Here is a 24,880-nt window from a genome sequence, read left to right as displayed (position 1 = left end):
TAAAGAGGTTATCCCAACACCTAATTTCTATATCAATATAGAGTATGTCTATCAGATTTTATAAGTATTATCAATATCAGCTATTTAACTTTGAAAGGTTGACGTCCCATCATCAGGTCTCCGAATAACATAAAATCACTTGCAAGACTAAACAGGGGGTATTTAAAAGTAGCGGGTTTGTTTTTCTCAAAAAAGAAATGACCTGTCCAGGCAAATCCATATCCTACAACGGGTATCAGTGCAAAGAAAATGAAGTTATGGAAAAGCATAGCAGTAATAAAGCAAAGGCCTAAAAGGGCGGTGCCTGTGAAGTGTAATATCCTGTTGGTTGTGTTCTGGTGTTCCTGCAGGTAAAAAGGGTAAAATTCCTTTAACGTTTTGTATTTCTTTTCTTGCATTGGTGTGTTATTGCTCATCTATACTAATATACCATTACTTTTTAAGAAGGTACCGAGATTTTTAGGGTTTTCTGTCATGAGCAAGGTTTGTAATCCTGCTTTTTTAGCACCTTCAAGGTGATGTGGGGTGTCGTCTATAAATAACGTCTCTGCGGGATTAAGATTATTTTCCCTGATCACTTGTTCGAAAATTTCTACATGGGGTTTACGGAGCTTCATTAGCTGTGAATAGTAAGCTTTTTCAAAAAGATGGTCATTGTTTTCTACACCATGTTCTTTTTTAAGATAATCCATGATAAAATCATAATGGATCTGGTTAGTGTTGCTCAGCAGAAAAGTTCTGTAGTTTTTCTTTGCTTCGAGTAGTACATCGTGGGTATTTGGATGCACACCGATGAGTAAACTGTTCCATGCAGCATCAATTTGTTCATCTGTGAGTGCCGGATTTTGTGCTTTTTCCCTGATTCCGTCCCTGAATTGGGCTGGAGTGATCAATCCTGTCTCTAAATCATTAAATAAATTATCATGTCCTTTATGGCCGAAAAATGTTTCTATATTTGGGATACCAATTTGTGCCAGAGAGTTTTGTGTGATTCTGAAATCAATTTCAAAGATGACATTTCCGTAGTCGAAGATTATATTTTTAATTTTTTGCATCAAAGTGTTTTTAAAATTCGATACAAATATGTAACATTGCACTCGCAAAATCTAATACAGATTTTTCAGGGCCATTAGCTCAGTTGGTTAGAGTAGAAGACTCATAATCTTTTGGTCGATGGTTCGAGCCCATCATGGCCCACTGCTTAAAAAGCCGTTTCTAGATGATAGAAGCGGCTTTTTTGTTTTTAAAAGTAAGCTTTTAGTCTTACAGCACTGACTTTGGTTACGTCCAAATGGCGGGTTCAGCAGGATTTTCTGTTCAACTTCACGCAATGGCTTGATTGAACAAAGAGAATCAAAGCTGATGCTTGGCCAACAGATATTACAGAGTTCAAGGTTAAAGATAAGAAAGTCTATCTTTCTCCTATTATAGAATTGTTTAATGGTAAGATCATTATCGCTGCGAATGTCATTGTTTGCAAAAATCCCGATTCCATATACCCAATTCATAGGTTATCTCGCTTAACATTTTGTTTATTTCGGTCTTAAAACAGAGTTTACAGCCGGTGGGATTTTCGAGTATAAGATGTTTTTATTACTTTTGTATTGATCAATACAAAAATTAAATTGCAATGAAGGGAAGACCAACATTATTTGAGAACAAGGAGCTAGTTAGTCGGGCTCAGAGCGTATTCTGGGAAAAGGGGTATACTGCGACATCCCTAAATGATCTGTTAGAGGTTACGGGAATAGGTTCTGGTAGTTTTTATAATAGTTTCAAGGGAGGTAAAAAAGAAGTTTTTAAAGCGGCAATCTTACAGCGCAGGGAGTCATTTAATAATTTCAGAAAGGAATTGGAAATAAGCATAACACCATTAGAGTTAATTAAAGATTTTTTTAGGGGAATTGCGAAATCATCCAAGGAAGAAAACCTCAGGGGCTGTATTATTGCTAATACGGTTGTTGAAATGACCTTTTTAGATGATGAATTGGAAGCAGAGGCGGTCCATATCTTGAAGGATGTTGAAAAGATGTTTACTGATGTTCTTGTAAAGGAGAAACTTAATGGTAATCTCAGCAATCCCTTATCTGAGCAAGTGCTAGGAAGATATTTGGTAACCTTCTGGTGTGGTTTGAATACACTAAGAAGGATTTACCCTGACCGGAAGGTACTTGCCGAACAAATAGAAATGCAGCTGGACATACTTCGTTAATTTTTTTTGAACAATTATGTATTGATCATTACAAAAATTAAAAATAGAATGGATTTAAAATTAAAAGGAAAAAGAGCATTTATAAGTGGCTCTACTCAGGGAATCGGATTCGCCATAGCACAGCAATTGTTAGCTGAGGCTGTTGATGTTATCATAAACGGGCGGGATCAGGTAAAGTTGGACAATTCGCTGGCGACGCTAAAAAAAGAGTTTCCAGATGCCAATGTTTCAGGAATAACTGCTGACTTTTCAGATAAGCAACAAGTAACAGAACTGTTGGATCGGTTGGATGATATAGATATCCTGATCAATAATGTCGGTATATTTGAGCTCAAGGATTTTACAGCGCTTACAGATGAAGACTGGTACAGGATTTTCGAGATCAATGTAATGAGCAGTGTTAGTCTATCGAGGAAATTACTTCCACAGATGTTGAAAAAGAATTGGGGCAGAGTTGTTTTTATTAGTAGTGAATCGGGTATTAATATCCCTGAAAATATGATTCATTATGGAATGACAAAATCCGCAATGATGGCAGTTAGTAACGGATTATCAAAATTAACCAAGGGGACGGAGGTAACTGTAAACACTATTTTGGGTGGTCCTACTTATTCTGATGGAGTTGCTAACACTATTGAGTATTTTGCAAATGTTCAAAACCTAAGTGTTGAGCAGCTGAAAATTGGAATTATGCAACAGACAAACCCTCATTCACTAATAGGACGTTTTATTAACCCAGCCGAGATCGCTCACTTAGCAACATATCTTTCGAGTCCACTTTCTTTGGCCACAAATGGCACCAGTATAAGGGCAGATGGTGGCGTTTTAAAAACAGTTTGATCTAAAATGTACTATATACTTAATTAATTTTGATTCTTCTTATGGTACTTTTTAAGTGATGTTAAACTTTGTTATTTCTCGGGCCAAATCTGCGATTAAACTCAAATCAGCCATGAAATGGTTCGAGAAACGCCCAGTTGGGCCCAAGCTTAAAAATCCGTTTTTCGATAAGAAGAACGGATTTTTTTGTGTCTAATTTTTGAAGGGAAGGTTTATATTGTGGATATTGAAGATGGACGTTCTGTTTTACAAGTGGCACACCACCAGTATTCTAGCTCATCATCTTTTAAAAACATTTCAGTCTTATTATTACATGTCGAGCATATTCTTTCCAGTGTTTCATCTTCATATGCGATGTACTCACAATTATAACAACCCCATATTGTTAAAGGAGATTTTTCCTCATCAAGATATTAAGTAAAACTATCTTCTCTGCAAAAGGCAATTCTAAAAAATCTGTCCCTTCTGTCATGCGTGCGCCAGGGGTAAAACCTCTAGTTGTAACAATCCGGTTGCGAAACAAGAAGTCTGTTTTTGTTAAAATATTTTACTTTTTTTATTGCAAGATTTTCTTGTTGCTTGCCGTAAGGATAGAAAACAATTGGTCTGGATTCCTGTTAATAGCTTAGGCGTTAACAATGCTACTGTTGTTGATACCTTAAAAGAATATTTAACAGAATTTAGAATTATGGATACGAACAGACTTTCAAAAACATTAGCTGCCGGGCTAAATACTCAAATGACTAAAGAGGCTGCTGCGGCACAAATTTATCTTTCCTATGCTTCGTGGGCAAGCAGTGAAGGTTATGATGGAATCTCAAATTTTCTATTCAGACATGCAAATGAAGAGCGCAGTCACATGATGAAAATTCTCGAGTATATTCTGCAACGTGGAGCTAAAGTGAAAATTGAGGCCATACCTGCTCCACCGGAAGATCCGACTAATGTACAGGATTGTTTTAGTAAAGTGTTCGAATCTGAAATCGATAATACAAAGGCGATTTATAAATTGGTGAAAATGAGTTTGGAGGAAGAAGATTGGGCAACCTGGAATTTTATGCAATGGTTTGTGAAAGAACAAACGGAAGAAGAAACCATGGCCATGAACTTATTGGATAAAATCAAAATTGCTGGCGGAGTAAAAGCCAGTGGTGATGCACTCTATGAACTAGATCGGGATCTGAAAGATACACCAGATGACGCTACGCTTGCAGAAACAAAAACGACCGAAAATCCCTAGTAGTGTATCCTCTATCATCGTCACAGTAAATTCAAATATTTGAATCGCTGTTAGCATACTTTAACAATTATCTACATTTATAATATGATAAAAACAAAAGGATACGCAGCGCAAAGCGTAGATACAGATTTAGCTCCATGGGCTTTTGAACGCCGTGAAGTTGGCCCGCATGATGTACAGTTTGATATCTTATTTTGTGGCGTTTGTCACTCAGATCTACATCAGATTAAAAACGACTGGTTTCCAGGTATATTCCCAATGGTTCCCGGACATGAGATTGTTGGCCGTGTAATTAAAGTTGGCGACCATGTGAAAAATTTCAAAGTAGGTGACCTTGCCGGTACTGGATGTATGGTCGATTCTTGCCAGGTTTGTGAAAACTGTAAGAAAGACTTGGAACAGTATTGCTTAGAAGGTAATACGGGTACCTATAACAGTTTAGAGAGAGACGGTAAAACACCAACCTATGGTGGTTATTCCAATACCATAGTGGTTAGGGAAGAATTTGTACTGCATATATCAGACAAATTAAACTTGGCTGCGGTAGCGCCTCTATTGTGTGCCGGTATTACTACCTATTCCCCTTTAAGGCATTGGAAAGTTGGTAAAGGTCATAAGCTTGCCGTATTAGGCCTTGGTGGATTGGGCCATATGGCTGTTAAATTTGGCGTAGCCTTTGGCGCTGAAGTAACTGTGCTAAGCACCTCATCTAAAAAAGAAGAAGATGCAAAAAAATTGGGTGCCCACAATTTTGTAGTTACTACAGATGAGGCACAGGTTAAGGCCGCAATGGGCACATTTGACTTTATCCTGGATACTGTTTCAGCAGAGCACGATTTTAAAATGTACTTATCTTTATTGAGAACCGATGGTACGCTTATCTGTGTGGGTGTTCCATCTAAACCAGCAGAAATCCCAGCTTTTAGTTTATTGGGTGGCAGGAAGAGTGTTGCAGGTTCTGGTATTGGTGGTATTGCTGAAACTCAGGAAATGCTTGATTTTTGTGCGGAGCATAATATTGTTTCTGAGATAGAAATGATTGATATGAAAGATATTCATACTGCTTATGAGCGCATGGAAAAAGGTGATGTACGCTACAGGTTTGTAATTGATATGGCAACGTTATAATTTGATTATTAATTTGTAACAAGTGGTTTGAGCCCGGTTGGGTCCAAGCTTAAAAAGCCGATTTTAGATGATAAAATTGGCTTTTTTCGTTTTTAAATTAGTCTGTAATCTAGGACAAGAGATTGCAAGGGTTACACTTCGTTAGTTACCCTGGCAAACTTATTTCTATACTCAATTGGAGTAAGTCCAGTAATTTTTTTAAATATATCTCTAAATGCTTTTGTATCCGTATAGCCTACATCAAACATTATTTCTGATATGTTTTTTCTTGATGCTTCAAAAGATTTTTTGGCCGCTTCTATTCTTACTCTTTGTATATACTCTATGGATGTATTGTTGGTAGCTTCTTTAAATCTTCTTTCGAATGTTCTACGGCTTATATTAATTAGTGTTGCCAGCGATTCTATTGTTATTTTACTTTCATAGTGTTTTTCAATATGATCCTGTACTTTTTGAATTTCCACATCACCATGGTTTCTTTGTCCCTTGAACATTGCGAATTGAGATTGGCTGTCTCTGCCAATATCTAAAGCAAAGTATTTAGAAATCATAACCGCTGTTTCTCTATCAGCAAACTTTTCGATAAGATATAATATTAAATTCCATAAACTACTTGCTCCGCCACTACTGTAAATATTATCATGTTCTGTTATTATAGCTCCATCTTCTACCTCCACCTCCGGATATCTTTCTCTGAATTCATTTATATGAGCCCAATGTGTAGAGCATTTTTTACCATTGAGCAAACCTGTCTCAGCCAATAAAAAAGCACCTATACACAAGCTGGCAAGACTTGAACCATTCTTATATAGCTTTTTAAAATAGGGTATGGCTTCTGCATTGGCTTCAATTCCTTTAATGGTATTGCCAAATGTAGGGGGGATAATCAGCAAGTCTGTTTCAGTAACATCTTTGAGCAACCTATCGGTTTTAATAATGTACTCACCATTGTTCGCCGGCACATGCTCGTTTAAGCCTACATATTCTACCTCAAAAATTGGTTTTTTACCGAACGTGATTAAAAACTCATTGGCAGTATGGAAGCTTCTATAGGGGGGAGTAACGGCTTCAATTACCCCATACTCAGGTACAAAGACTGAAATTCGCATATTAGTTATCCATTAAGCTACTAAGCTACAAAAATAGTTTTGTCACAATTCACCCTGAAGATTGTCATTTTCACAATAGGCCTGGTTTGATGAGCCGATGTATCTTTGAATAGTAAAATTTAACAAACAAAAAATAATTATGGCACAAGAAACAAGAATTACTGTAGGAGCAACAGCAAATGTTCCTGTAGCGAAAGTTTGGGAAGCGTGGAATACTCCAGACGACATTATCCAATGGAATACTCCAGACTCAAGCTGGCATACCCCGAGCAGTGAAAATAATCTGACTGTTGGAGGTAAATTTAAGCATAGAATGGAAGCCAAAGACGGTAGCTTCGGTTTTGACTTTGAGGGTATTTATGACGAAGTCGAATTACATAAGGAAATTGCGTATACTCTGGGTGACGAAAGAAAGGTCGTTACTTTGTTTGCGGAAGAAGATGGCAAAACCACTATAACAACCACATTTGATGCTGAAACAGAAAATGACCCTGAATTTCAGAAGCAAGGATGGCAAGCTATCCTGAACAATTTTGTGAAATATGTTGAATCAACGAATTAATCCAACACTAATTATTTTAACATGATGGCTTCATCACCGTTAAAATCTTAAACACCACGAAAAAAACAATTATATTCCAATGAAAAAGAATAAAATAATTTTTTGGCTGGCAACTGGTATCATAATACTTTGGGAGGGCATAATGCCGCTGGCTACTATGCTATTTGCACCCGGGTATGTGAATGCAGGCACGAAGCCACTGGGCTATCCAGATTATTTTGCCTATACACTTATCATCTGTAAAGTACTCGGCATTTTTGCTATTTCTTATTCTAAAACACCGGCTAAGTTAAGAGAATGGGCCTATGCAGGTCTTACATTTAATTTAATCTTTGCTTTCATCAGTCATGCCTGTGTAGATAAAAATATTTGGTTTATGCTACTGCCACTCGTAGTACTTGGTGTACTTGCCGTTTCTTATGTCTATAGAGATAAAATTTCTGCTGCTTAATTTATGAAACTATGATTGAGTGTAACCATGATAAATTTAGAAGTGCGGTCTTCATAACGTTTTCTGGGAATTGTAAAAAAGCGCTCAGTTTCTATCAAAGTTGTTTTGGAGGACTATTGCAAATTGAAACTTTTGAAAAAAAACTATCTGGTTACATTGAAATGCCTGTTGTTAGCGGATCATTGGTTTCTGATAGGATAATTATTCATGGTTCGGACCTGGTACATAACGAAGGACGAAAATTAGGGAATTATATTTCTATTTTTTTTTACTGTAAAAACACCAATGAAAGGAAAGAGCTAATCAAAAAAATGGGATCTGATAAAAGGAGTTTTTCTGTAAATAATGATGATGACCAAAAACTAATTGAATTAACTGATGATTTTGATGTGAGGTGGATACTAAGCGTTTAGCAGGAAGTATTTAATAATTCAGGCAAAAAAAATGGTTCGAGATGCACCCAGTTGAGCCCACAAACCCTCTTTATAGTCCGTAAAGAGGGTTTTGTTTAAACGGGAAATTTTATATGCCTTAATTTTAGTATAAAGGCTGTTTTATGATTCGGGCCCACTTGGTTTTTTTCGGTTAATAAATCCGTCAATTGCTGACATCAACAGCTGATAGTACTGGCAGAAATTGATACAATTCTGGTGTTTTTTAATTATTATTACAGAACCTGCATGCTTAAAGTTACGGCTTATGAGAAAAGTACTACTATCAATTTTGGCTATGGCCTTGATACAAATAGTATGCTATGGTCAATCCTCTGAACTTAATCAGCTACAATCATCTCTTCCTCATATAACTGATAGTTTGCGTTATACAGATGCGCTCAACAGAATGGCAATGTTACTTTATGAGAAAAATCTTGACAGTACATTTTTTTATACTGTACGTGCAAGAGGGATTGCTAACCGCATCAACTACAGCAAGGGGAAGGCAGATGCCTTGAATAATCTGGGCGTATTCTTTGATCTTAAAGGCAATTTGCAATTGGCATTACGCTATTACAATGAGGCCTACCATTTGTACACAGAACTTAAAGATACATCAAATCGTGTACAAACACTGATGAATATGGCAATGGTTTATCAGGAAAGCGGTAAAGATAAACGGGCGCTGGCGCAATATCAGCATGCATTTAGTCTGGGTGAGAAATTGAAAAAAGATTCAATTATGTCGCTTGCTATTTACAATTACCTCTTACAATATCCTTCCCTTATCCGCCATGATTCTGTCACTATTTATATAGATAAAGCCAGGAAAATCGCTACAAAGTACCGCGATGAACGCACCCTTTTAGCACTCGATCAATTGGTAGCAAACGATCTTTTGTCGAACCAACATTACAATGAGGGTATAACACTCTTAAAAAAAACTATCGATTCTGCACTTAGTAAAAAGCTTTACTATGTAACTATGGACATGCTGGCCGGCTTAGCCGATCAGCTTGCCAAAACAGATCCCGCAGCCGCAATTGCGAGCTACAAACAGGGACTGGAAATTGCGGGGAGGAATGGCTATCTTATTTCCAGCATAACCATGTCACGGAGATTATTTGAACTGTATACCCAGCTTGGCGATATGAAAAATGCAAATATGTATAGCCTCCAGCTGGTGAAATTCAGTGATGAACATGAACAACTGAACAATAAGTCAGGTGTCGATTATTTGGACTATGCCATAAAAGAGCAACAGTTAAGCGCGTTAACAACCAAATCAAATTACCAGACGGCGCTCATTATTCTGTTCGTTGTAATCTGCGTCCTGACTACAGCAGTAATCCTGTCCATCCGGCAGAATTTGAATAAGAGCAAATTACTTAACAAAAGAATGACTATGCAGAATGCCCAGTTGAAACTGGCATTTGGCGCATTAGAGCAAAGTCATGCTGACAATACCCGGATGATGCAGATTGTAGCACATGACTTGCGCAATCCATTAGGTAGTGTGCATTCGTTGGCGGATTTGTTGCTGAGTAATAGTAGCTACGGCAATGACGACCGTCAGATGCTGGAAATGATTAAAACCTCTGTGGGGCATTCACTGGAACTTGTGAGCGACCTTTTACAGGTTAACCACGGTACTGGCGATATAAAGAACGATCCTATACAGATAGATGAAATGCTGCGCTATTGCGTTTCGTTATCGATGAACAAGGCAGAGCTGAAAAAGCAAAATATCAAGTTACAGACCAAACCATTAATCATAGCAGCGAGCAGGGAGAAGTTGTGGAGGGTAATCAGTAACCTTATCGGTAATGCCATTAAATTTAGTCCTGAAGCTACGGAAATTGAAGTGAATATGGAGCTTTCTGCGGAAAGTGTTATCATTTCAATTAAAGACGAAGGGATAGGTATACCTGCAGATCTGCAAGATCAAATCTTTGAGATGTTTACCAAGGCAAAACGACAAGGTACCGCAGGGGAGCAGGCTTTCGGCTTGGGACTGGCGATTTCGAGGCAAATAGTAGAGGCTCATGATGGAAAAATATGGTTTGTCAGCAATCAGGGCAAGGGTACAACGTTTTATGTTGAGCTGCCGCTAACGCAGGGAATTAGGTAGATGCATTTTTCAAATGATACTATCAGAATCTCGTGGCGATTAAACGTAAATCAGATAGGAAATGGTTCGGGAAGCGCCCACTTGGGGCCACAAACCCTCTTTACAGTCCGTAAAGAGGGTTTTGTTTTTTACTGGACTTTCGAAGGGGTTCTTAACGATATGGTCGTTTATTTGAGACGAAAAATACTGCCAGTTTTAAATTGCAATCACCCTCCTGTGTTGCTTTCCCCAATCAATTAAGCTTTCAATAAGCGGATAAAGTGACTGGCAATAGGCTGACAGAGTATACTTTACATCCTTAGAAAAATCGGGATCCTCTGTTCGTATAATTAGTTTATTAAGTTCCATTGATTCCAATTCTCTGGAAAGCATAGCGAAAGTAATTCCAGATATATTTTTGGCAATTTCCCTATAACGATGGTGACCATTGTAAATAGCAACGATCACATACATACGCCATTTCCCGCTGAGAACATATAAAGTATCTGTAGCATATTTAATATCTTCCTTATCCTTATAAGTGCACAGATACGGTTTAATGATTTTGTTTTCTTCCATAGTATGTGCTGTGCTATGATGCATTATAGCATCTCCGGTATTGATGACTTATCGCTCTACATTTGAAGTAAAATTAAACATAAATTTCATTATGACACAGATTGAAAATATAGAATTTAAAGGTAAAAGCTATAGGACATTACACATAAATGTATCAAACAGCGTAGTCAATGTCTCTTTGGACAACGCACCGGTAAATGCTTTAAGCGGTAAGATGATGAAGGAACTGCAACAATTACTTAAAGATCTTTCTGAGGATGCTTTGATCAAAGTAATTGTATTTGAGAGCAAAAACTCTGATTTTTTCATTGCACACGTAGATATCAATATTCTCAACGAGAAGGATGTCTTAGAGGATTTGGCCAATGATGCGGCCGAAGGGTTAAACATTTTCCAGAATTTGGGCGAAGTGCTCAGAAATCAACCACAGATTACTATTGTAAAGTTAAAAGGCATTGCAAGGGGCGGGGGTGCTGAATTCGTTGCAGCTGCAGATATGAGTTTTGCATCTCTTGAAAAGGGGAAAATTTCCCAGTGCGAAGCACTCATGGGTATAATTCCTGGAGGTGGCGCCACACAGTATCTTTCATCTAAAATGCCTCGCGGACGCGTGCTCGAAATTATTTTGGGCTCGGATCTTTTTGACGCAGAGACTGCCGAACGTTATGGCTGGATAAACCGAGCAATAAAAGATTCAGAAATAGATGCATTCGTTTCCCGACTGGCTGAAAATATTGCCTCCTTACCTGAGGATGTAATGCAAACTGTGAAAGCTGTATTACCCCCTGAGCGTTTTACGACGGGTTTTAAAACTGAGAACGATGGCTGGGCCAAATTAGCATTTACCGCCAAAGTGGCCAACATCATGAGTCTCGCAATGCAAAATGGAGCGCAGACGATTGATGGGGAATTGAAAATTGAGGAAATATTGCGGCGATTAGTCTGATAGGAAATGATTCGAGAAGCGCCCAGTATGGTTCACAAACCCTCTTTACAGTCCGTAAAGAGGGTTTTGTTTTTTCACTTGAAAATTAATCGGCCTTAATAGTTGTGTAAAGGCTGTTTTTTGATTCGAGCCCAATGAGGTTTTTGTTCCGATAGCCTGGTCAAAACGACCGTTTTTTGAGTAACAAGGTCATATTTATGGAAAGTAATAAGTGCAGAATTTTACTGTAAAGTTAGGTTGCCAAATATATAGATGTCTCACTTTTTTTTCTGAAAGCTCCCGGGGAAACTCCAATGATTTTGCTGAACAGGCGATTGAAGTAATGCGAATCTTCAAAACCCAAAATATTGGCTATTTCTTTTACTGTAAGCGCTGAATAGCGTAATAAACGTTGGGCCTCCCTCATTAATTCCTTTTGAATGAAGTAGGTTACAGGAAATCCAGTCACAGATCTGACCGTATCATTTAAATGGCTCACTGAAATATTCATTTTGGCAGCGAAAGCGGATGGTCTTTTCATTGATTTGAAATTACGACGAAGCATCTGCTTGAAGGTCTTCGTTATTTCGATACTGCGAGCGGAATATTTGACAAGAGTCAACCGCTCCACAGACAGGTATGCCGATGTAAGTTGATAGACTAAGGCAGTTACCGTTGATTGTGTGATGGTCTGGCGGAATAACTGTTTCTGATCAATATAAATGGCGTATAAATGATTTATAAATGAGGAAAAAACTGAAGTTTGTTCGCCGAGTAATGGCACGAGAATCACTTGCGAGAGACATTGATCGAGGATGTTTTTCAACTGCTCATCAAGTATAGAAGGATCGAATGCCAAAAACCAACCTTTCTTCATCCGGGCGGACTTGATCTGATGGATTTGTCCTGGATAAGATAGCAATAGAGTTTGGTCAGTAATTACAACGTTTTCAAAGTCAACTTCAAGTTCCATTTCACCCACTTCCGACAATATGCAATAGTAGAAATCATGTCGATGAGGCTGGGAAATCTCATAAGTATGGCCGGACGGTGTCTCTGTACCAAAAGCCTTAATGTAGACTCCTGAAAACCAGTCGTCCATACTATAAACAGGTATTTTTTCTTTTTTCCTCATGGACATGATTTATCTTCAATTAATTTGTGATGAAATAACAAAGAACAGGAAAAACAAGCGTTATGGCAACTCTCAATTCGTTCCCCGCTGATATTCGCTATGCAGATGAGCTGCAGTTTCCGAATTGAATAAATTATCAAGTCGCGCGCGCGCAATCTGTTGACGGAACGTCCCGTTTTGTGTAGGATCACCAGCATCGTGCATCATATCAGTCATCCATACTGCGAAATCCTGATAGTTCCAGATATGAGGAAGCACTATCTCGGAATAGTTTTCAAGTGCAGATGTATCTTTGTCTTGCACAGCTTTCAGTATTGCCTGAGACAGGATGTCCACATCATAAAGAGCAAGATTCATTCCTTTGGCGCTGGTAGGAGGCACAAGATGTGCAGCATCACCCACTAGAAAAAGATTACGATATTGCATTGGTGCATAAACCACTGACCGCAAAGGAACTATGAATTTGTCATGGACAACTGCGTTCTGGATGGTTTCATCGTTGAGTCTTAAGCGGATTTCATTCCAAATTCTATCATTTGTCCAGTCTGATGCATTATCGCCCAATGGGCATTGCAGATAATATCGGCTTCTGTGTGGTCCGCGCGGAAGCTGTGCAACACAACCGTGATCACTGATAGCCATAATGGGATCACCAATTACCGGTGCTTCAACAAGTGCTGCAAGCCAGGCATAACCAAATTCATGTGTATACCTGGTTATTACGCCCTCTGGAATTGATGTCCGGCTAATACCACGGTCAGCATCACAACCAGCAATATAACAGCAAACCAATTCATGCGAACCGTTGGCATCCGAATAAGTTACTTTAGGGCAACCTCCTTCTTCATTGTAGATTACAACATCAGACACATCAAACCGTACGTCGCCAGCCATGTTATCAATAAGCTCCCGCATCAGATTACCTACCAGCATTTGCTGAGTACAGAAACGACTGGAGCTACCGACATCTTCTGCTATTTTAAAAATGCGACCCTTACCGTTGAGGCGATAATCAATTGTGGTTGCTACCGGTCCTGCAAGCAGCTTGTCTGCCAGATCCCATCGTTCAAACATACGAACTGCACGGGCATCAACAACTCCGGCGCGTTGCCGCATTTCGATGTAAGAACGATTGCGTCTCTCCAATACAATGCAGGTTATACCGGCCTTTTGCAAGAAAGTTGCCAAAGTCAGACCTGATATCCCGGCTCCAATAATGGCAACTATAGTCTCTTCGGTATTATTATTTTTAACTGTTTTCATGTAATTTTGATTTTTAAGCTTGCAGTTAGCTACTGCTAGTACCTTTCAATAAGTACATCACAAAGTTCGCAGAACTGGATATGCAATTACTTGATGGTTCACGGTTTTAAGTGGACTAATCACGGATACCATATGTAAGCTTGGTAGAGCAAGATTAAACTGTTCATATAGTTTATTTGTATCTCATTATCTAAGTTTGCCATTCTTTTAAGGAATATGTGATATTCAAGTATACCTTTCATCATCTCCATCGGCACTGTTTCCACCAGTTTTATTCTTGTTTCTAAGTTTTTTTTATAAATCTTTCCGAGATCTCATCTTCAGTAAGTATCTGCTGATTTGGTAACACCATCATTTTGCTCTGATCAATGGGGCTTTCAAAAACATGGAAGCCACCCCTACAATTTAGAAAGCGATATCTGAGGGCTAATAATCCTTTAAAAAGGCCTTTGTCTTTTGTTTTCATGTGTACATACTGAGAGCAGCTTATTCGGAATATACATCTGCGTCTTTTGTTTTTCGGGATAAGAACCCAGTAAATTTTAATGAGTAGAATAAGCAGTATTCTCATAATTAAGTCTACTAAAAACAACCATTTGATAAGATGCCATATAACCAGGTTTCGCGCCTATTCCGAAACACCCAGTTTCTGGTTGTACAAAGGTTGAAACACTTTCTAACCTGATATATTCCCAATCTTATTGATTAACAGATTGTGATATGGAGGGGCTTTATCATGCTAATGACCCTTCAAGTAAAATGAGAATAACAATGAGTCGAGATTTGATATGTTTCTTTATATATCATAATATTGCTATATATTAAAAAATTTTTATATTTGATTTAAAGTATCATATAATAAGTTGTTTGACACCTTATTATGTTAACGGCTCAAAATCTATGGCGAAATTCTTAACAACTACGGGAACGGCTTCAGCTATTGAAGAAATTATAAGAAAAGCTAAATCCCAATTGGTGATTGTGACCCCATATTTAATGCTCAACAAGCATGTTGAGCAAAGGTTAAAAGATGCCAATAAGAGAAAAGTACAAATCACCCTCATTTACGGGAAGAAGGAACTTGCACAAAGCCAAGTACAATCTTTGGAGCAACTGCAGCATCTGGATATGTTTTTTTGTGAGAACCTTCATGCTAAATGTTATCACAATGAGACTACAATGGTGATGTCGTCAATGAACCTTTACGAGTATTCGGAAAAAAATAATCGTGAAATGGGAGTGCAATTTGATTTTAATGAAGATAAAGATCTTTTTCAAGATGCCTGTGAGGAAATTGAATCCATTAAGAATGCTTCCAAAGGGATAAAAGAGAAGATGTTTACACCTGGTATTATTGCACCTCATTTGGGTGAAAAGGACTTCCATTTGCCATTGTTACATAAAATGCTTGCTTTTGAATATCCAGATGTGGAGTTTCATTTAGCTACAAGTGCTATACAAGCCCAATTTTGTGAAGATGTGGAGTTGTTTATTGATTACAGAACCAAATTTGGTTTTAAAACTAAACATCAACTGGAATCTTTTAAGTCGGAATTGGACAAGGATAATAAGTACGCAGAACGATGCTTTTGGAATTTGAAATACATGCATTTATATCTTCCTTTAAAACATAATGTTGAAGTAACGGAAGATGAGCAAGTACATATTGCTAATTATTTTATTGATTTCATTAGGATGGCTGTTCGTAAATTATCTTTAAAAAATTAGTCTACATCATAAACTCAAAGCCATTATTACTCGCTATAGTAACCAATGGCTGTATATTGTCCTTAAACCTTTCCTTTAACAATTCCCTTCTCATAGTATGTAGTGAAGCCAAATCTGGGATAAAAGTTAAATAATGTTCCAAGAACTTAGAATCATGACGACGCTCCAAAATGGTTATTAGTCCTCGTTCCTGGATTTCAAAATAGGCATCAAAGTATTTATCCATAGGAGGTAGCTTATCACATTTACTGTTATTGAAGCTTTTATCTGCGGGAATGAGATTCCAAATCAGATCGTGGGAAACAAAACTATATGGAATGAAATGTTCTATCGCATAATCGTTTGTTAACATCTTTCCAGTATAAATGCATCGGATAGGACCGGTATGCTCTATAACAATATCCCAGAACTCTTTGCGTTGTTTAGTTAAATTATTCCGCTTGGGAGGCTTAATGAGCTTATTGGGGATATCTGGGACATTAGGATTGTGTTTTTGTAGATAAAGACCTAAATACCAATAACAGAAAGCTTTTAAAATTCCGCTGTTCTGAGTCAAATAAGAGATCCATGTTGGATTGATTTTTACCTCTTGCTCATTCACGGCATAGAGACAATTATTATGGAAATACTGAGATAGATGATAGATTTCTTTTTTGTTCCCTTTAAGGCTCGGGAACCAAGGGCCTAAAAACCGATGTGGAACCTCTGCATCAAAATGATTCAATATTTTTTTGATGTTGGAAAATTGGCTCTTCTTTAAAGTTTCTATGATTACATGTTTTTTCTCATCAATGCTGATGTTTTCAGTAACAATGATCTGTTTAATGGCTCTTTGGAGTTGATCTTGCTTTCCGAGGTTGATATTGAAGTAATTTACAGTATACCAGGAATTGGCAATCATTCCAGCGAATAGGTGCTGTTTTTGAAGCAAGTAATTTCCCTTTTCGACTTCCTCGATTAAGGAAATGAACCAATAGAATTTATAAGCAGCAGCAGTGTTGTTAAAGCAGGAAGATAGTAGATTATTTTGTAAATCAGTAAATGGGAGTGTGGTTATCATTTCTTTTCCATCTTTTGCTGATGAAATCTGAGATACTTTTTATTTCCTTCTGTAAGATTTTGAATCTTTGAGGTCAAATCAATTTTCAATTTTGTTAAATCATCCCAAGATATCCTGTTAGATTTGAGTATTTCCCCCGATTCTGAGAAAGAAATTAAGAATTTATCGAATAGAGCATTGTAATTCGGGCTTAGTAATAAACCGTTGTCGGGGTCTAGTCTTTCCTCATTAGTACTAATTGCCCAGGGTAGTATATGAGAAGCAATTAATAAATCTACTCTTGGAAAGTCTGTTATAGCACATTTACTCGACCAACGTTTTATGAGGCTTTTTCTGAAATCTCCTTGACCTATGCGGGCTTTTATAATAGCTCTTTTTGTTGTCTCTTTGATTGCTTTTTGTCGCTCGGGGTGGGCGGCAGACGTAACTTGTGGAATATTGAATATACCAATTAATATATCTCCAATAACGTCAGGGACTTCAAAAAGGTAACCCTGGTTAGCACGATCGCCATCTGATGTTATAGGAGAATACTTCGTAGGCCATAAGCCCATGGTTGTAGTATGTATCTCCTTAACTGATAAGGGATGCACTGTAGGTATATATTCAACATCAACTCTTCTACCTTCATTTAGCCAAAGATTTGCATGACTACTTGCTTTATTTGATGAATAGCAATCGTTTAGAGCAATGCCAATCGTTTTAACAATGCCATCTACATTAGAAAAGATTATATCACTTTCTTTAACTTCTTCTAAATTTTCCCAATAAAAAAAACTTTGGTCCTTAGCATTTTGGATGGGGGCCCAGATAAAGCCTTCTTTATGCTCAAACTTATATGAATTACCCTGATTTACCCACCAATATGCCATCTCTTAATTTTTGAGGTTAAGTTGTGAAATTATGTAATAGTTATCAAAATATTGTAAGTCAAATAAAAATTAATTCTGAGGAGTAAAGGCAAAACAGATACTAATATTTCCTAAGGAGCTATTCCTAAGCGAGTTCATTGACCCGTAAAAAAATGTAATAAGTAAGTAACGGATCTAAATTTTGAGCTTTTAGAAAAGTGATTTAATCTCCTCCATTATGTCAGAAATACATGCTTTTCTGAAAAGAGGGCGATTAAAGTAGAAGACGCATGATCTTTTGGTCGACAGTTCATTATTCAGTTTGCGATCTGTTCAGTTTTAAACCGCCCGATAAATATAATAAGGCGATAAATATTGCAATAATTGAATAAAGTGTGCCTGATGTTGTAGTGGTACCGTTCAGACCATCGGCTATTAATTCTCCCATACCACGCAGAAAATAGATTCCCGAAATGATGTAAACTCCGGATTTCGGGAAAGGTAATCGTATACGTTGGTTTGAAGCTGAAAGCCCGTATAACCCAAATACGAAGAATACAACAGCGATAAAAACTGTTAATACATAGGGTAAAATATAATGTATTGCATTTAACTCCTGCATTTCATGTTCAACCCCGGTTGCCCTGAACATTTTCTCTGCTCAGAACAGGCCTGTAATATGTCCAAATGAAATTAAAATATTAATAAATCCAGCAATCCTGAGCATCATTTTAAATTAATATTGGTACAGAGTAAATTACTGTTCCAATTATGAACATAATTGTTAGCACCATATTGACAGGGTCTTTAAACGGTAATTGTTTTTGGTAAACAAATTGTTCAATTGTCCTACCCAGCCAGAACAATGCTGATCCTCCCAATAAAAAAATCCCTATGGTGGTAGTCAACAGTTCATTTATAAAAAAGAAACAAAGGAATGAATGAAAGAAGAAAATGTAGATAATCCGAAGATTTAAGATCTGCATTACAGCTTCATTGTGTGGACGGATTTTTTTTAGCTCTTTCTTCCACTCTAATCTCTTCCAGAAGATGCAGTGAAACAGGGCAAAGAACAGGCTATGTATGCCACCTATGATCAATAATATTTTCATGAAATTTAATTTATTTCAAAAATATCATTGATTATCCTCAATCCATTTGATATAGATCAAATTCTATTTCTCGGGTTTCGGATCCTACTCAACGTTTCTAATGTAATACCCAGAAAGGAGGCTATATGACTTAAGGACACTCTTTGAGTAATACCCGGATAAACCGTTAGCAGATTGTTGTATTTTTGTAATGCAGTTTCGAATTGTAAGGAAACTAACCTTCGCTGAAGCCCGATCATAGTTCTGGTAGTTGGAGCCTTTCTATCTCATGGTACTGGTCACAAAGTTTTAATATTGATTCCTTTGGAAGGATCATGATTGAAGATTTTTCCAGTGTTTCGAAATAGTGGGCGCTGGGTTTGTCGAGAAAGAAACTGTTTATCTCACAGATAAAATCAGTCTCAAAAGCAAACCAGTCACTGATATCTTTTCCATCTTTCCAATAGTAGCCCTCAAAGCACCTGTTATGATAAACATTAAGCCATCTGAATACTGATTTTCTTTAATGAGTATAGTATTTTTCTCAAATACCTCAATTTTTGCGCACTTCTTTAATGCATCCCTGCTCTCCGACTTCAGTTCCAAATACTTTTTGCTGATCAAATCTAAAGCTCCATCAAGACTTACTGTTTCATCCATAGTTGTTATTTAAGCCTGTTGAGTAAGTCGCAAAACTATATTTAAAAATTACTTTTTAAAGCTACTTTCCAGGCTTTCTATTTTCGGGATCATATGGTCACTCTCTCCGTTCAGTACATCTGCAGAGAGGGCGTTTTCTTTTGCCCAGTGGAAAAGTTCCCGGTCATTCCTGGCCATTGCAATCTTTGCAATTCTAAAATAAGCAGAAGCCAAAAAATCCGGAGTCCGAACGGCCATTTGCACAGCTCTTTTGTAATACTCTAAGGCTTTATCTGAGTTACCTTCATTGGCTTTGATGCGGCCAAGATAATACAGGAGCCTGAATTCCAATCCGAAACGATCATTGGGAATACCATTTCCGATATAAGACAACGCTAGCTTTTCTGCCTCCTGATTTTTTTGTTCGATGCGTAGTTTTTGGATGGTGGCTGTTTTTCCAAGCGCCCTGGCTTCTTCGGTCAGGTCTGGTGCCCAATGAGGTATTTTAAATTCCGGATCCGATGTAACAGATTTTACTTTTCCCCTTACGGCGATCACACTTCTGGTATGCTGTGCATTTACTTCTATTTTTTTTGTAATAGAAGTATTGTCCATGAAAACGATTAGAAGTTCAATAGAAAGCTTGTAGACTGGCTTTTGCTGTGATATCTCCACGATGAGTCCTTTGGACGATTGTGTCCAGGATGTGGTCCAGTCGGGAACACCCTTCTGTTCACACCACTGCTCAAAGAACCAGCTGAGACTACTCCCATTGGCCTTCTCTACTTCCTTTATAAACGATGCCCAGGTTAATCTGCTGTGCTGATACTTAGAAGTGATCTGTCGCATTGCGGCATGAAACTTCTCCTTTCCTATTGTATTTGAAAGGAGCTCTAATACCAGGAACCCCTTACTATCAGCAATAATATGTCCATTACTACCGGTGAGTGCGGTTAAAGGTTCGTCAATTCCCACTGATGCATTTTTAAGATAACCAATCCCCGACTGGTCTTTGATATATCCGGGATAACCTGTTTTGCGGTACAAGATTGAATTTTGGGGATCAAAATGGTTAACAACCTGAAGGGAACCATATTGGGCTAGTCCTTCTGATAGCATGTCACTTCCTTTTGTTCCTGTTGACTCTATCAGGTTTCCCCACCATTGATGCGAGATCTCATGACCAAAAAGGGCATAATTAAAACGTCTGAGTTCACTGGTAGGGATCAGAATACCTCCCAATAAACTGGCGCCCCCAATTCCTGTCTGCTCGGAGATATATTCCGGAAGTTCTATAATGGAAAAATTTGGTATGCTGAGGGCACCAAATTTTCCTGTCAGAAAGGTGATTACCTCAGCAGTATTTGCGATGAGTCTGGGATCACATACTGTAGTTTTAAGCGTATAGGTATAGCAGGGGATAGCTCCTCCATGATAATTTACCTGATAATCTGCTATGTACAGAGAGAAAATGTCAGGACGATCGTACGTAAACTGATAGGTCTTTATTCCTTTAGCACTTAGGGTGTCCAGCTTGCTGGCGGCCATTACAGCAGTGATCCCGGAAACTGTGGTTACGCTGATCTTCCCTGTGCCCCGGGTATATCCCTTACTTCCATCCTGGTCCACAGTATTTACCTGGGGATACCAGGCCGATCCATAGCCACTGGCCATGCAAAAATTACTGTCCAGTGTATATTGGAATGTGGGTGCAGCTCCCCGTTCGTACTCATATTTGAGCTTAAGCGGGGTACCAGCATCAAGTTTTCTGGAGAAATGAAACCGGTAAACTATATCATTTGAAGTATTTCTGAATGTATCCCGTTTAGCAACGGTTACAGCAATGCCGCTCAGATCCAGATCGGGTTCTCCAACTCCCTTACTCAATACAACCTCAACAGAATCACGGGAATATTCAGCTATTTCGAACGAAAGGCTGCCGTTAACCCTGAATGTTTTCTGATGAAGATCTGCATCAACATGCAGGTCATAATGTAAATTCTTCTGCCCATATGCTATCATCGTGGAAATCATGATGCAGCAAGTGAAAATGTATTTAAAGTTTTTCCGAAAGTCCATCCCCTTTTTTTTGTTAAAGAGAGTGAATCCGGTGCATTAAAAATTGTACGAGGTAAACTTTTTAAACTTTAAGGTCTATTTACCATTGATTAGGGAACGAAATCTGGAAGGCGGGACGGGATAGTACAAACGGAAAGATTTGATGAAATGTGCCGTATCCGCGAAACCCGTAGTATAAGCAATCTCCGAGATCGGGAGTGTGGTCCCAAAAAGTAGCTGGATACCTTTCTTTAATCTCATCTTTAACCGATATTCTCCAACAGTAAGCCCTTCTCTTTCCCGGAATGCACGTGCAAGATATACCGGATGGACAAAGACCCGCTGTGAGAGGTGTTCAAGGCTATGTTGAGTTTCGAGTTCATCTTCCAGGATTTGCTTGAGTTTTGGCAGCCAAAGTAAACGGGAAGGCAACCTACGCGTTTCCATGGAAGAAATCCAGTTGATGACATACTCCTCAGCATTGCAGGTATCAATATCATTGAGAAACAGGTAAAGCAGTTTGTAGAGATCGGTAAATATCCCTGCACGATATACCCTGGCTTTTCCTGGAATGTAAGCCGCCGTATCCAGACTTAAAAGAGCATCCTGATTGAATTCGATGTTCATACAGCTTCCCCCAACTGCCAGGAAGGAATTTGCATGATTATAACCTGATGGACGAAGAATAACTTCACCTGGAGCTATCTTGCAATTCATATCAGTACTGTTCTCCGTGTAAGTTCCCCGGATAAGCATACTCAGATAGCTGTTTTGATGATAATGCTGTTCAATATTACTATAAGATTGATAATTGGTAATATTGATCCGAAAAAAGTTGCTCTCCACTTTTTTCTCTTCTATACCAAAATATTTTCCAGTTGTCAGTGATATTGACATGATCGGTTCATGATAGGATTAAGGTAAATATATCATTTTTAATTGACGAATACATTGCAATTGCAGGGCTATTGCGATGGAAAGCTTTGGGTCGAATAGAAATATAGTGGTACCTTTAGCCCGGATGTTAAAACCTTACGATACATGAATACTGAAAATTTATTTTCCTACGGAACCCTACAGAACAAAAATGTACAAATAAAAAATTACGGCAGAACGCTGGAAGGAAAATTGGATAAGCTAACTGGATATGCATTGTCAATGATAGAAATTACTGATGCAGCGGTAGTAGCCTTAAGTGGGGCAACACATCATCCTATGGTTAAACATACTGGTATTGTTACCGATGCAGTTGATGGGATGGTTTTTGAAATTTCAGCAGCCGAACTTAAACAAACAGATGAGTACGAAGTTGACGATTATAAGAGGGTAGAGGTTACATTAGAATCAGGTAAGAAAGCCTGGGTGTATATAAATGCATAGATTAATTGATTAGAAAAGTTTGGGACTTGCAAACCGCCCTATGGCTAAAACAACGGAGTCACTTGAAGAATTTTACAGTCATAAGTTAAACAAACCATTAGCAAACTCAAATCATATTGGGCAGTTCAACGTGTTCAGTATTAAGGATCAGATAAAGTCTAATTCGTCATCTCCCACTTATATCCGTCGTGATTTTTATAAGATCATGCTCTTTCAAGGTGAAAATATTTTTCATTTCAGCGATAAAAGTATACCTGTAAAAGGGAACACACTGCTCTTTTTTAATCCGCAGGTTCCTTATACCTATGATGCACTTAAGGCTGATACAGATGGTTATTTTTGTGTTTTTAAAGATGAACTGTTTAAAAACAATTACCGGATGAATCTGAATGAACTCCCCTTGTTTTCTTCCACAGATCAGCCCATATTTATGCTTGGTGCTGAAGAAAGTAAAGAAGTGAATATTTGTTTTGAAAAAATTATCAAGGAGTTTAATTCAGATTATATCTATAAATATGAGCTGATAAAGAATTATATTGTTGAGTTGATTTATTTAGGGATGAAGCTTCAACCTACGGCGAGGCTTTATCAACATCCGGATGCAAGTTCCCGCCTTACTGCTGTTTTTACCGAATTACTGGAACGCCAGTTTCCGATAGAATCAACCGCTCAACGCTTTGAGCTGCGTTCGCCAAAGATGTTCGCCGACTGTCTTGCAGTTCACGTTAACTACCTGAACCGTGCAATAAAGAAGAATACAGGACGAACGACCACTGACCATATTTTTGAAAGGCTGACCACTGAGGCTAAAGTGTTGCTACGCCACACTAACTGGAGCGTAGCAGAGATTGGTTACGTATTGGGGTTTGAAGATCCAGCCCATTTTAACCACTTTTTCAAAAAGCGGACGAACAATACACCGCTTACATTCAGATCGGTTTGAATCTGACAATCATTGGTTCCTATCAGACAATTATAATAGCCCCCATCATCCATAGTTTTGTAAAAAAAGTTATGGACACAAACAAGGTATGGTACATTACCGGCGCATCTAAGGGGCTGGGCTTGTCATTGGTTAAACGATTATTAACATATGGGTACAAGGTTGCAGCTACATCACGAAACGTCAACGCCTTTGAGGCAATTACTGGTTACCAGGAAAATTTCTTAGCATTAGTTGTAGATCTGAAAAATGAGGAGTCAGTAGCAAACTCCTTTAGAGAAACGGTTAATAAATTTGGCAAATTAGATGTTGTAATCAATAATGCAGGTTATGGATTGGGCGGAGCGCTGGAAGAATTGACTACTGCAGAAATAGCTGAAAACTTTGACGTTAACTTCTTTGCTGTAGTACGAGTGATACAGCAAGCCTTGCCTTATCTAAGAAAACAAGGTTCTGGGTTTATTATTAATATTTCTTCCATTGCGGGTTTTGCTCCGGGTACAGGCTGGTCAATGTATTCGGCAGCTAAGTTTGCAGTGAGTGGTCTGTCAGACGCACTGGCAAATGATTTGAAGCCGCTCGGTATATACGTCACAAATGTAATGCCCGGTTGGTTCAGAACCAATTTTGCTCATTCTGATTCTATCGCGTATAATAAAAACCACATGGAAAATTATGATTATCTGCGTGAGTTTCATGAAAAGATGAAAAACATCGATGGCTTACAATTGGGTAATCCGGACAAGGTTGCCGATGTGTTTATCCGGTTGGTTAATAGTGAAAATCCTGCAGTAGATCTTTTTCTGGGCAGTGATGCCTTCATCCGTGCAAAAGCCAGGTTAGAACAGCTCAATGGTCAGCTGGACGACTGGAAGTCGCAAAGTTATGCTACTGATTTTGATTAAACCACCCAGCTATCGAGATCATAAGGAAGATGAATGCAGATGAAATTGTTGTTCAGAAGAGAGAAGATAATATCTTCCACATGGAAGAAATTTCCCTCGACCCTAAGTATCTTATCTTCGTCTCCCAGATCGAATGAAATGGTGAATCTGGGATATTTGTCAAGCAGCTCATGAATGATCCTCCTTGCAGCTACGGAATGTTTAACATTTGTTTTGAAAATCTCTATCATGATTAAT

27 protein-coding genes and 1 tRNA gene are annotated in these 24,880 nt (G+C 38.2%); 14 read left to right on the top strand and 14 right to left on the bottom strand.

Annotation, left to right across the window (positions count from 1 at the left end; all coding sequences use genetic code 11):
• Positions 1 to 80: 80 nt before the first annotated feature.
• A complete protein-coding gene (locus tag HDF25_RS09995) occupies positions 81 to 416 on the bottom strand; it encodes a DUF962 domain-containing protein (RefSeq protein WP_260409352.1) in 336 nt (111 codons plus the stop codon).
• On the bottom strand, positions 417 to 1,055 hold the full coding sequence (locus HDF25_RS09990) for an HAD family hydrolase (protein ID WP_184624614.1): 639 nt from the start codon (positions 1,053 to 1,055) through the stop codon (positions 417 to 419). It lies immediately after the preceding gene.
• A gap of 68 nt (positions 1,056 to 1,123) precedes the next feature.
• Between HDF25_RS09990 and HDF25_RS09985 the strand changes: the two genes are divergently transcribed.
• The 5 genes from HDF25_RS09985 (at position 1,124) to HDF25_RS09965 (ending at position 5,420) form a co-directional block, all read left to right on the top strand.
• Positions 1,124 to 1,197, top strand: a tRNA-Ile gene (locus HDF25_RS09985).
• A gap of 433 nt (positions 1,198 to 1,630) precedes the next feature.
• A complete protein-coding gene (locus HDF25_RS09980) occupies positions 1,631 to 2,212 on the top strand; it encodes a TetR/AcrR family transcriptional regulator (RefSeq protein ID WP_184624613.1) in 582 nt (193 codons plus the stop codon).
• A gap of 48 nt (positions 2,213 to 2,260) precedes the next feature.
• Positions 2,261 to 3,052, top strand: a complete 792-nt coding sequence (locus tag HDF25_RS09975; protein ID WP_184624612.1) for an SDR family NAD(P)-dependent oxidoreductase — start codon at positions 2,261 to 2,263, stop codon at positions 3,050 to 3,052.
• A gap of 688 nt (positions 3,053 to 3,740) precedes the next feature.
• Complete coding sequence (locus HDF25_RS09970; protein WP_184624611.1) at positions 3,741 to 4,292, top strand: ferritin; 552 nt, start codon at positions 3,741 to 3,743, stop codon at positions 4,290 to 4,292.
• 84 nt (positions 4,293 to 4,376) lie between these two features.
• Positions 4,377 to 5,420, top strand: coding sequence for an NAD(P)-dependent alcohol dehydrogenase (locus tag HDF25_RS09965; RefSeq protein ID WP_184624610.1), 1,044 nt, complete (start codon positions 4,377 to 4,379; stop codon positions 5,418 to 5,420).
• A gap of 131 nt (positions 5,421 to 5,551) precedes the next feature.
• On the opposite strand, the gene HDF25_RS09960 is transcribed toward HDF25_RS09965, so the two are convergent.
• On the bottom strand, positions 5,552 to 6,529 hold the full coding sequence (locus tag HDF25_RS09960) for a GlxA family transcriptional regulator (protein ID WP_184624609.1): 978 nt from the start codon (positions 6,527 to 6,529) through the stop codon (positions 5,552 to 5,554).
• Between the two features lie 139 nt (positions 6,530 to 6,668).
• Between HDF25_RS09960 and HDF25_RS09955 the strand changes: the two genes are divergently transcribed.
• The 4 genes from HDF25_RS09955 (at position 6,669) to HDF25_RS09940 (ending at position 10,107) form a co-directional block, all read left to right on the top strand.
• Complete coding sequence (locus tag HDF25_RS09955; RefSeq protein ID WP_184624608.1) at positions 6,669 to 7,091, top strand: SRPBCC family protein; 423 nt, start codon at positions 6,669 to 6,671, stop codon at positions 7,089 to 7,091.
• Between the two features lie 79 nt (positions 7,092 to 7,170).
• Positions 7,171 to 7,542 carry a DoxX family protein gene (locus HDF25_RS09950; protein WP_184624607.1) on the top strand — a complete coding sequence of 124 codons (372 nt, stop codon included), beginning with the start codon at positions 7,171 to 7,173 and terminating at the stop codon, positions 7,540 to 7,542.
• An 11-nt stretch (positions 7,543 to 7,553) separates the two neighbouring features.
• Positions 7,554 to 7,955 (top strand): glyoxalase, encoded by a 402-nt coding sequence (locus HDF25_RS09945; RefSeq protein ID WP_184624606.1) that lies wholly within the window; start codon positions 7,554 to 7,556, stop codon positions 7,953 to 7,955.
• A 286-nt stretch (positions 7,956 to 8,241) separates the two neighbouring features.
• Positions 8,242 to 10,107, top strand: coding sequence for a tetratricopeptide repeat-containing sensor histidine kinase (locus HDF25_RS09940; RefSeq protein ID WP_184624605.1), 1,866 nt, complete (start codon positions 8,242 to 8,244; stop codon positions 10,105 to 10,107).
• Positions 10,108 to 10,302: 195 nt separating this feature from the next.
• Here the strand turns inward: HDF25_RS09940 and HDF25_RS09935 are convergent, their stop codons facing one another.
• Complete coding sequence (locus tag HDF25_RS09935; protein WP_221450886.1) at positions 10,303 to 10,689, bottom strand: winged helix-turn-helix transcriptional regulator; 387 nt, start codon at positions 10,687 to 10,689, stop codon at positions 10,303 to 10,305.
• Positions 10,690 to 10,756: 67 nt separating this feature from the next.
• Between HDF25_RS09935 and HDF25_RS09930 the strand changes: the two genes are divergently transcribed.
• Positions 10,757 to 11,611 carry an enoyl-CoA hydratase/isomerase family protein gene (locus tag HDF25_RS09930; RefSeq protein WP_184624604.1) on the top strand — a complete coding sequence of 285 codons (855 nt, stop codon included), beginning with the start codon at positions 10,757 to 10,759 and terminating at the stop codon, positions 11,609 to 11,611.
• A gap of 232 nt (positions 11,612 to 11,843) precedes the next feature.
• On the opposite strand, the gene HDF25_RS09925 is transcribed toward HDF25_RS09930, so the two are convergent.
• The 3 genes from HDF25_RS09925 to yidD form a co-directional block, all read right to left on the bottom strand.
• The gene (locus HDF25_RS09925) at positions 11,844 to 12,725 is read right to left on the bottom strand and encodes an AraC family transcriptional regulator (RefSeq protein ID WP_184624603.1); all 882 of its coding nucleotides are present in this window, start codon (positions 12,723 to 12,725) and stop codon (positions 11,844 to 11,846) included.
• A 72-nt stretch (positions 12,726 to 12,797) separates the two neighbouring features.
• The gene (locus tag HDF25_RS09920) at positions 12,798 to 13,988 is read right to left on the bottom strand and encodes a 4-hydroxybenzoate 3-monooxygenase (protein WP_184624602.1); all 1,191 of its coding nucleotides are present in this window, start codon (positions 13,986 to 13,988) and stop codon (positions 12,798 to 12,800) included.
• A gap of 283 nt (positions 13,989 to 14,271) precedes the next feature.
• Positions 14,272 to 14,559: a membrane protein insertion efficiency factor YidD gene (gene yidD, locus HDF25_RS25985; protein WP_184624601.1), complete on the bottom strand. Its 288-nt coding sequence runs from the start codon at positions 14,557 to 14,559 to the stop codon at positions 14,272 to 14,274.
• A gap of 329 nt (positions 14,560 to 14,888) precedes the next feature.
• Between yidD and HDF25_RS09910 the strand changes: the two genes are divergently transcribed.
• Positions 14,889 to 15,716, top strand: coding sequence for a phospholipase D family protein (locus HDF25_RS09910; protein ID WP_184624600.1), 828 nt, complete (start codon positions 14,889 to 14,891; stop codon positions 15,714 to 15,716).
• 1 nt (position 15,717) lies between these two features.
• On the opposite strand, the gene HDF25_RS09905 is transcribed toward HDF25_RS09910, so the two are convergent.
• From HDF25_RS09905 to HDF25_RS09880, 6 genes are all read right to left on the bottom strand, one after another.
• Positions 15,718 to 16,776, bottom strand: a complete 1,059-nt coding sequence (locus HDF25_RS09905; protein ID WP_184624599.1) for an HNH endonuclease domain-containing protein — start codon at positions 16,774 to 16,776, stop codon at positions 15,718 to 15,720.
• Positions 16,773 to 17,648 carry an HNH endonuclease gene (locus HDF25_RS09900; protein ID WP_184624598.1) on the bottom strand — a complete coding sequence of 292 codons (876 nt, stop codon included), beginning with the start codon at positions 17,646 to 17,648 and terminating at the stop codon, positions 16,773 to 16,775. Before HDF25_RS09900 ends, HDF25_RS09905 begins: the two co-directional genes overlap by 4 nt.
• 292 nt (positions 17,649 to 17,940) lie before the next feature.
• Positions 17,941 to 18,279: a hypothetical protein gene (locus HDF25_RS09895; RefSeq protein WP_184624597.1), complete on the bottom strand. Its 339-nt coding sequence runs from the start codon at positions 18,277 to 18,279 to the stop codon at positions 17,941 to 17,943.
• Between the two features lie 838 nt (positions 18,280 to 19,117).
• The gene (locus HDF25_RS09890; RefSeq protein WP_184624596.1) at positions 19,118 to 19,378 is read right to left on the bottom strand and encodes a hypothetical protein; all 261 of its coding nucleotides are present in this window, start codon (positions 19,376 to 19,378) and stop codon (positions 19,118 to 19,120) included.
• Between the two features lie 48 nt (positions 19,379 to 19,426).
• On the bottom strand, positions 19,427 to 21,391 hold the full coding sequence (locus HDF25_RS09885; protein WP_184624595.1) for a M1 family aminopeptidase: 1,965 nt from the start codon (positions 21,389 to 21,391) through the stop codon (positions 19,427 to 19,429).
• Positions 21,392 to 21,511: 120 nt separating this feature from the next.
• Positions 21,512 to 22,312 carry a helix-turn-helix domain-containing protein gene (locus HDF25_RS09880; RefSeq protein ID WP_184624594.1) on the bottom strand — a complete coding sequence of 267 codons (801 nt, stop codon included), beginning with the start codon at positions 22,310 to 22,312 and terminating at the stop codon, positions 21,512 to 21,514.
• Positions 22,313 to 22,456: 144 nt separating this feature from the next.
• Here HDF25_RS09880 and HDF25_RS09875 point away from each other — a divergent pair, with 144 nt between their 5' ends.
• The 3 genes from HDF25_RS09875 to HDF25_RS09865 all read left to right on the top strand — a co-directional run bounded on the left by HDF25_RS09875 (position 22,457) and on the right by HDF25_RS09865 (position 24,643).
• A complete protein-coding gene (locus HDF25_RS09875; protein WP_184624593.1) occupies positions 22,457 to 22,795 on the top strand; it encodes a gamma-glutamylcyclotransferase family protein in 339 nt (112 codons plus the stop codon).
• 40 nt (positions 22,796 to 22,835) lie between these two features.
• Positions 22,836 to 23,738 (top strand): AraC family transcriptional regulator, encoded by a 903-nt coding sequence (locus HDF25_RS09870; RefSeq protein WP_184624592.1) that lies wholly within the window; start codon positions 22,836 to 22,838, stop codon positions 23,736 to 23,738.
• Positions 23,739 to 23,809: 71 nt separating this feature from the next.
• Positions 23,810 to 24,643, top strand: a complete 834-nt coding sequence (locus HDF25_RS09865) for an SDR family oxidoreductase (protein WP_184624591.1) — start codon at positions 23,810 to 23,812, stop codon at positions 24,641 to 24,643.
• Here the strand turns inward: HDF25_RS09865 and HDF25_RS09860 are convergent.
• Positions 24,640 to 24,873, bottom strand: coding sequence for a hypothetical protein (locus tag HDF25_RS09860; protein WP_184624590.1), 234 nt, complete (start codon positions 24,871 to 24,873; stop codon positions 24,640 to 24,642). The genes HDF25_RS09865 and HDF25_RS09860 overlap by 4 nt on opposite strands.
• Positions 24,874 to 24,880: the final 7 nt, after the last annotated feature.

The organism is Pedobacter cryoconitis (assembly GCF_014207135.1).
GTDB classification, from domain to species: Bacteria; Bacteroidota; Bacteroidia; order Sphingobacteriales; family Sphingobacteriaceae; genus Pedobacter; species Pedobacter cryoconitis_D.
Note: the sequence above shows the minus strand (reverse complement) of the source record. Positions and strands in the feature narration are given on the sequence as shown.

What these genes read in the sequence shown, in the direction of transcription:
- HDF25_RS09890 (WP_184624596.1), bottom strand. Translation starts at nt 19,378, where the DNA reads ATGGATGAAACAGTAAGTCTTGATGGAGCTTTAGATTTGATCAGCAAA.
- HDF25_RS09970 (WP_184624611.1), top strand. Translation starts at nt 3,741, where the DNA reads ATGGATACGAACAGACTTTCAAAAACATTAGCTGCCGGGCTAAATACT.
- yidD (WP_184624601.1), bottom strand. Translation starts at nt 14,559, where the DNA reads ATGAGAATACTGCTTATTCTACTCATTAAAATTTACTGGGTTCTTATC.
- HDF25_RS09880 (WP_184624594.1), bottom strand. Translation starts at nt 22,312, where the DNA reads ATGTCAATATCACTGACAACTGGAAAATATTTTGGTATAGAAGAGAAA.
- HDF25_RS09860 (WP_184624590.1), bottom strand. Translation starts at nt 24,873, where the DNA reads ATGATAGAGATTTTCAAAACAAATGTTAAACATTCCGTAGCTGCAAGG.
- HDF25_RS09875 (WP_184624593.1), top strand. Translation starts at nt 22,457, where the DNA reads ATGAATACTGAAAATTTATTTTCCTACGGAACCCTACAGAACAAAAAT.
- HDF25_RS09960 (WP_184624609.1), bottom strand. Translation starts at nt 6,529, where the DNA reads ATGCGAATTTCAGTCTTTGTACCTGAGTATGGGGTAATTGAAGCCGTT.
- HDF25_RS09935 (WP_221450886.1), bottom strand. Translation starts at nt 10,689, where the DNA reads ATGCATCATAGCACAGCACATACTATGGAAGAAAACAAAATCATTAAA.
- HDF25_RS09925 (WP_184624603.1), bottom strand. Translation starts at nt 12,725, where the DNA reads ATGAGGAAAAAAGAAAAAATACCTGTTTATAGTATGGACGACTGGTTT.
- HDF25_RS09885 (WP_184624595.1), bottom strand. Translation starts at nt 21,391, where the DNA reads ATGATTTCCACGATGATAGCATATGGGCAGAAGAATTTACATTATGAC.
- HDF25_RS09995 (WP_260409352.1), bottom strand. Translation starts at nt 416, where the DNA reads ATGAGCAATAACACACCAATGCAAGAAAAGAAATACAAAACGTTAAAG.
- HDF25_RS09865 (WP_184624591.1), top strand. Translation starts at nt 23,810, where the DNA reads ATGGACACAAACAAGGTATGGTACATTACCGGCGCATCTAAGGGGCTG.
- HDF25_RS09945 (WP_184624606.1), top strand. Translation starts at nt 7,554, where the DNA reads ATGATTGAGTGTAACCATGATAAATTTAGAAGTGCGGTCTTCATAACG.
- HDF25_RS09870 (WP_184624592.1), top strand. Translation starts at nt 22,836, where the DNA reads ATGGCTAAAACAACGGAGTCACTTGAAGAATTTTACAGTCATAAGTTA.
- HDF25_RS09990 (WP_184624614.1), bottom strand. Translation starts at nt 1,055, where the DNA reads ATGCAAAAAATTAAAAATATAATCTTCGACTACGGAAATGTCATCTTT.
- HDF25_RS09950 (WP_184624607.1), top strand. Translation starts at nt 7,171, where the DNA reads ATGAAAAAGAATAAAATAATTTTTTGGCTGGCAACTGGTATCATAATA.
- HDF25_RS09900 (WP_184624598.1), bottom strand. Translation starts at nt 17,648, where the DNA reads ATGGCATATTGGTGGGTAAATCAGGGTAATTCATATAAGTTTGAGCAT.
- HDF25_RS09975 (WP_184624612.1), top strand. Translation starts at nt 2,261, where the DNA reads ATGGATTTAAAATTAAAAGGAAAAAGAGCATTTATAAGTGGCTCTACT.
- HDF25_RS09980 (WP_184624613.1), top strand. Translation starts at nt 1,631, where the DNA reads ATGAAGGGAAGACCAACATTATTTGAGAACAAGGAGCTAGTTAGTCGG.
- HDF25_RS09920 (WP_184624602.1), bottom strand. Translation starts at nt 13,988, where the DNA reads ATGAAAACAGTTAAAAATAATAATACCGAAGAGACTATAGTTGCCATT.
- HDF25_RS09955 (WP_184624608.1), top strand. Translation starts at nt 6,669, where the DNA reads ATGGCACAAGAAACAAGAATTACTGTAGGAGCAACAGCAAATGTTCCT.
- HDF25_RS09940 (WP_184624605.1), top strand. Translation starts at nt 8,242, where the DNA reads ATGAGAAAAGTACTACTATCAATTTTGGCTATGGCCTTGATACAAATA.
- HDF25_RS09910 (WP_184624600.1), top strand. Translation starts at nt 14,889, where the DNA reads ATGGCGAAATTCTTAACAACTACGGGAACGGCTTCAGCTATTGAAGAA.
- HDF25_RS09905 (WP_184624599.1), bottom strand. Translation starts at nt 16,776, where the DNA reads ATGATAACCACACTCCCATTTACTGATTTACAAAATAATCTACTATCT.
- HDF25_RS09895 (WP_184624597.1), bottom strand. Translation starts at nt 18,279, where the DNA reads ATGTTCAGGGCAACCGGGGTTGAACATGAAATGCAGGAGTTAAATGCA.
- HDF25_RS09930 (WP_184624604.1), top strand. Translation starts at nt 10,757, where the DNA reads ATGACACAGATTGAAAATATAGAATTTAAAGGTAAAAGCTATAGGACA.
- HDF25_RS09965 (WP_184624610.1), top strand. Translation starts at nt 4,377, where the DNA reads ATGATAAAAACAAAAGGATACGCAGCGCAAAGCGTAGATACAGATTTA.